The sequence below is a fragment of the Paenibacillus glycanilyticus genome (assembly GCF_023715145.1).
In the GTDB taxonomy this organism is placed as follows: Bacteria; Bacillota; Bacilli; order Paenibacillales; family Paenibacillaceae; genus Pristimantibacillus; species Pristimantibacillus glycanilyticus_A.
Window position 1 is genome coordinate 1 of record NZ_JAMBNP010000073.1, and the last position, 330, is coordinate 330.

Annotated in this window: 1 protein-coding gene; it reads right to left on the reverse strand. The window is 47.6% G+C overall.

Annotated features, from left to right (window positions below):
- The coding region (locus M3194_RS31030; protein WP_251657997.1) for a transposase at positions 1-330 on the reverse strand (330 nt) is incomplete at both ends.

The window sequence follows — 330 nt, forward strand, 5'->3', positions numbered from 1 at the left end:
ATTGAAGAACAGCTGTAAATACCGTCTCTAGAACGTCTTTCATACGCTCTGAGCGGAAACGGTTAATGGTACGGAAATCTGGACGCTGCCTAGCAGCCAGCCACATAAACATGATATTTTCACGTACCGCTTTGGCGATTTGGCGAGAGGAGTAGATGCGCTGTGTGTACGCATAGATAACGACTTTCATGAGCATTTTCGGATGGTAGCTGTCCCGGCCACCTCCGGGATAAGCTTTGGTGAAGAGCTTCATATCTAAGCGATTGACCGCATCGTTGATGACGCGTACGAGATGATTTTTGGGGATATCTTCTTGCAAGTCCATTGGCA